5 protein-coding genes and 1 other RNA gene are annotated in these 4,449 nt (G+C 63.3%); 3 read left to right on the top strand and 3 right to left on the bottom strand.

The genetic code is table 11. The features are described from left to right. Positions 1-181 precede the first annotated feature (181 nt). The 3 genes from A2X88_07755 to ssrA all read right to left on the bottom strand — a co-directional run bounded on the left by A2X88_07755 (position 182) and on the right by ssrA (position 1,406). A complete protein-coding gene (locus A2X88_07755) occupies positions 182-598 on the bottom strand; it encodes a hypothetical protein (protein ID OGP35266.1) in 417 nt (138 codons plus the stop codon). Further along, positions 591-845: a hypothetical protein gene (locus tag A2X88_07750; GenBank protein OGP35262.1), complete on the bottom strand. Its 255-nt coding sequence runs from the start codon at positions 843-845 to the stop codon at positions 591-593. The genes A2X88_07755 and A2X88_07750 overlap by 8 nt, the downstream gene beginning before the upstream one ends. 203 nt (positions 846-1,048) lie before the next feature. Next, positions 1,049-1,406, bottom strand: a transfer-messenger RNA (tmRNA) gene (gene ssrA / locus A2X88_07745). Between the two features lie 296 nt (positions 1,407-1,702). On the opposite strand from ssrA, the gene A2X88_07740 reads away from it, so the two are divergent. Genes A2X88_07740 through A2X88_07730 form a run of 3 tightly spaced genes read left to right on the top strand, consistent with a single transcriptional unit; the run spans position 1,703 to position 4,415 of the window. After that, positions 1,703-2,449, top strand: a complete 747-nt coding sequence (locus tag A2X88_07740) for a hypothetical protein (protein ID OGP35261.1) — start codon at positions 1,703-1,705, stop codon at positions 2,447-2,449. Continuing rightward, positions 2,449-3,195 (top strand): hypothetical protein, encoded by a 747-nt coding sequence (locus A2X88_07735; GenBank protein OGP35265.1) that lies wholly within the window; start codon positions 2,449-2,451, stop codon positions 3,193-3,195. Before A2X88_07740 ends, A2X88_07735 begins: the two co-directional genes overlap by 1 nt. Positions 3,196-3,203: 8 nt before the next feature. Next, positions 3,204-4,415, top strand: a complete 1,212-nt coding sequence (locus A2X88_07730; GenBank protein ID OGP35264.1) for a polysulfide reductase — start codon at positions 3,204-3,206, stop codon at positions 4,413-4,415. Positions 4,416-4,449: the final 34 nt, after the last annotated feature.

The following is a 4,449-nucleotide window of genomic DNA, read 5'->3' as shown; positions in this document are numbered from 1 at the left end:
GATCCTCCAGCGAGGCGAACTTTTGCCCTTCGATCAGGCGCCGCAATTCCTCCAACACCTCCGTCGCTTCCGACGGTGGCTCGCCGGAGACCTGTCGGTCATGGCAGCATTTTTTGAATTTACGGCCGCTGCCGCAGGGACAGGGATCATTTCTGCCGATCGTCATGGCGGTGCCGTCCTGTTACTTATCGGGTAAAATACGGAAAGACCCCCTCGACGCATACCGGTAAACGGAAAAACCTCTGCGGTCCAGCGTCAAAACGTCCCGAATTCCGAGTTCCTCGGCCACGGCAACCAGCGTCGCATCCGCGAAATCCATGGGGACGTGGGAATATTTCGACATCAGAAGGGCGCAGCGTTTGAGAAGCGCCGGCATCATGGGGACCAGTTCGGCCCCACCCGCCAGGACAAAATCGAGCGCCGGTTTCTGGCGGGAATACGACGGGCCGAGCAAATACACCGCCTCGGTCAGCACCGGCTCGGTCGTGATCAGCCGCCCCCGGAAATCCCGGAAACACGCGACGCACCGCTCGTGATTCCGCTCGCTCCGATCGAGCAGTGCGACGAACGGGCCGGTGTCCAGCAGAAGATCAGCCACGCCGGAACCGGCGGCGCAGATGGTCACGGTGCGCTTCCCCGAGGTCGGGGATGCCGCTTTCCACCTTCCCGATGAGATGTTTCACCCTGCCGTACGGTGAGGGCGTTCCTTCCCCCGTTTCTTCCCGGATATAGCGCTCGAGCGCGAGACGGACGATCTCCGAGCGGCGACGACGGGAGCGCCGCGAAAGCGCTTCGATCCCTTCTTCCAGTTCCGCTGTCAGGCGTACGGTCAGTTGCCCCGGCATGCCGTTTCCTCCTTTGTTCCATCCATCCCCTTGCAATGCAATTCTACCGGATTTGCATTGCATCGTCAAAAGAGATTCGACAAAGCGATTCGACGTGGTCCTGGTCGATGACCTGTCCCGCCTGGCCCGGGACAATTACCTCATGGCGAAGCCATCCGTAGCTCCGAAACCTCGGTATTATTGTTGCGGTGAGGAGCGAAGGATGGTGGAGGCGGGGGGAGTCGAACCCCCGTCCGAAGACTCTTTACTCCGGGCTACTACGTGCGTTTCCGGTCATTTCATTCTCGTCCCCGGGGACCCCGGCCGGCAGGGTTCCCGTCGGACCATCCCGGCTTGGGTTTCGCCCTTCCTCCCCCCGGGAGGGGGATTGGGGCTATCCCGTTAGGGCGACGCCCTTCCGCTTACACGGGCAATCGGCGGTCGGACGTACGCGGCTAGTTAGGCCGCGTAAGCGTAGCTATAGTCGTTGGCGACTATGTGTTCCCGCTTTTTACGAGGTCCGCGGGGCCTCGGCACGCAACCCGGGAGCATCGACGTCCCCGTCGAAACCGTTTCGCCCCCGTAGGAACACGATATCATGTTCCCGCCCCACGGGGAATCCCGGCCCCATGAGGACAGGAAAATTCTTGCCCCCCTCGGCGCGATTAGTGTAGGATACCGCAGTTTACACACGGGGCGAAGGCGGTGAACCCTACCCTTGATGCGTGCCGGCGGGCGTTTCGGCCCGCATCCCGGCTCCTCTATCCACCGCTTCCCGGACATCCCGGAGACAGGACCCCCGGCCACAATAGCGGAAATGCGCTGGGAAACAAGGCGTTTCCAGCGATCGGCACAGAAGAAGGAGGTAATCCGAGTCCATGAAGGATCTCCTGAAGAGGGTGCCCGACGCCCTGCTGCGGCTCGTCTTCATGTTCGCCGTCGTCATCGTCGGGACCATCGTCGTCGTGAAGGTCATCATCCCGCCGCACATGAAGGATGTCGCGATCCAGCATGCGGAAACGATCCGGGTGGAAAACGCCAAGCCGATCCAGTTCGCGGGGGCGGTCGCCTGCACGGAGTGCCACGACGAGCTCGTGGCCCAGAAGAGGAAAGGGTATCACCGGGATCTCTCCTGCGAGACCTGTCACGGGCCCGCCGCCGCCCACACGCAGGACCCGGACAACGTGAAGCCGCCGGCTCCCAGGGACAGGAAGTTCTGCCCGGTGTGCCACACCTTCAACCCGTCGCGGCCGAGAGGGTTCCCGATGATCAACCCGGTCGCCCACAATCCGATGAAGGCCTGCATCACCTGCCACAACCCGCACGATCCGAAGCCGCCGACAGTACCGCGGGAATGCGCGGCCTGCCACGGCGAGATCGCCCGGACGCTGTCGGTCTCGCACCATGTCCAGCTCAAGTGCACCACCTGCCATACCGCGCCGGCCCGGCACCGGGTCTCCCCGAGGAGCGTCAAGCCGACGAAGCCGGTCAGCCGCGATTTCTGCGGGAAATGCCATGCCAAGGATTCCGCCCACATGGGGGCCCCGAAGGTCGACCTGGCCGTCCACGGGGCGAAGTATGTCTGCTGGCAATGCCATTATCCCCACCTTCCGGAGGCGGAATGATGGACCGTAGATCGTTTCTGAAGAAGATCCTCTCCTTCCTCGCCGTGTCGGGAGCCGCCATGGGCGGCTTCCTCAAGGCCGGCTCCGCGGGGGCCCAGGCGACGGAGGAGCATGCCCGGAAGCTGTGGGGGTTCGGGGTGTCGTCCGACAAGTGCATCGGCTGCGCCCGCTGCGTGATCGCCTGCAAGAGCGAGAACAACGTGCCGAAGGAGCCCTTCTTCTACCGGACCTGGGTGGAGCGGTACATGATCCCGATGGAGGGGGAGGCGGTCGTGACGAACATCCACATGGGGCTCGCCCCGGAGGCGGAGGCCCCCTCGACCAAGGGGATCCTCCGCTCCTTCTTCGTGCCGAAGCTGTGCAACCAGTGCGCCCATCCGCCCTGCGTGCAGGTCTGCCCCGTGGGAGCCACCTTTTCCACGGACGACGGCGTCGTGCTCGTCAACGACAAGACCTGCATCGGCTGCCGGTACTGCATCCAGGCCTGCCCCTACGGGGCGCGGTATCTGCATCCCAAGACCCACACCGCGGACAAGTGCACCTTCTGCTACCACCGGCTGAACCGCGACCTCCTCCCCGCCTGCGTCGAGGTCTGCCCGACCCAGGCCCGGGTGATCGGCGACCTCCACAGCCCGGCCAGCCCGATGACCCGGTTCAAGCGGATGAACAAGATCTTCGTCCTCAAGTCGAATCTGAACACCGAGCCGAAGGTCCTCTACGCCCACATCGACGGAGAAGTGCGATGACCCCGGACATGGTCGAAAAACTGCGCGAGCTGCTCCCCCAGGTCACGGGGTACATCTACCCGAACGAGATCGAGGTCCACTGGGGCATCCTCATCGTCGTCTATCCCTACATCACCGGGATCGTGGCGGGCGCCTTCATCCTGGCTTCCCTCGTCAAGGTCTTCAACGTGAAGGAGGTCCAGCCGCTCTACCGGCTCGCCCTCCTGACGGCGCTGGCCTTCCTGCTGGTCGCCCCGCTGTCGCTGGTGTCGCACCTCGGGCACCCGTTCCGCTCCTACGAGATCTTCCTGACCCCGCAGACCAGCTCGGCGATGGCGATGTTCGGCTTCGTCTACGCCTGGTACCTGATGGTGGTCCTCCTGGTCGAGATCTGGTTCGACTACCGGAAGGACATGATCGTCTGGGCGCGGGAGGAAACCGGGATCATGAAGCACATCCACCGGATCCTCGCCCTCTTCTCGACCGACACCAGCGAGGCGGCGCTCCGCTTCGACAACCGGGCGCTCAAGGTCATCACCATCATCGGGATCCCATCGGCGTTCCTGCTCCACGGCTACGTCGGCTTCATCTTCGGGTCGATCAAGGCGAACCCGTGGTGGAGCTCGGTCCTGATGCCGATCGTCTTCCTCTTCTCGGCGATCGTCTCCGGGATCGCGCTGGTGATCCTGCTCTACATGGTCATCTACCCCCTGCTGGGGGGGAAGATCGACATGAAGTGCGTCGACAAGGCGATGTCCTTCCTCTTCTACGCCGTCATCGTCGACTTCTCGCTGGAGTTCGTCGACTTCATCCACCGGATCTACCAGAGCGAGGAGGAGATCAAGATCCTGGGCGAGCTGGTCATGAACAAACTCTTCTTCAGTCTGGTCATCGTCCAGGTCCTGATGGGGATGCTCTTCCCCCTGGGGATCCTCTCCGCCATCAAGATCTTCCGGCAGTTCCGGGAGAGCGACGAGCTGCGGAAGCTGCTCTACTTCGTCTCCCTGATCCTGATCCAGGGGGGGATCTTCGCCACCCGGTGGAACGTGGTGATCGGCGGGCAGATGTTCTCCAAGAGCTTCCGGGGGCTGACCACCTACAAGATGGAGTTCGGGGGGATCGAGGGGCTGCTCTACGCCCTGGGCCTGCTGGCGCTTCCCGTGGTCATCCTGGCGGTCTTACTGAAGATCCTCCCGGCCTGGAAGGAGCTGCAGCGGAAGGGGCAGGCAGAGGCGGCCTGAGCCGTCTCGGGGCATCCGGATCCAAACGGGGGCA

It is taken from the genome of Deltaproteobacteria bacterium GWC2_65_14, assembly GCA_001797615.1.
GTDB lineage: Bacteria > Desulfobacterota > Deferrimicrobia > Deferrimicrobiales > Deferrimicrobiaceae > GWC2-65-14.
This window is presented reverse-complemented; position numbering and strand designations above follow the sequence as displayed.

Bases quoted from the DNA above. Each gene is read 5' to 3' on its own strand.
- A2X88_07750 (OGP35262.1), bottom strand. From the start codon at position 845: ATGCCGGGGCAACTGACCGTACGCCTGACAGCGGAACTGGAAGAAGGG.
- A2X88_07740 (OGP35261.1), top strand. From the start codon at position 1,703: ATGAAGGATCTCCTGAAGAGGGTGCCCGACGCCCTGCTGCGGCTCGTC.
- A2X88_07735 (OGP35265.1), top strand. From the start codon at position 2,449: ATGGACCGTAGATCGTTTCTGAAGAAGATCCTCTCCTTCCTCGCCGTG.
- A2X88_07730 (OGP35264.1), top strand. From the start codon at position 3,204: ATGGTCGAAAAACTGCGCGAGCTGCTCCCCCAGGTCACGGGGTACATC.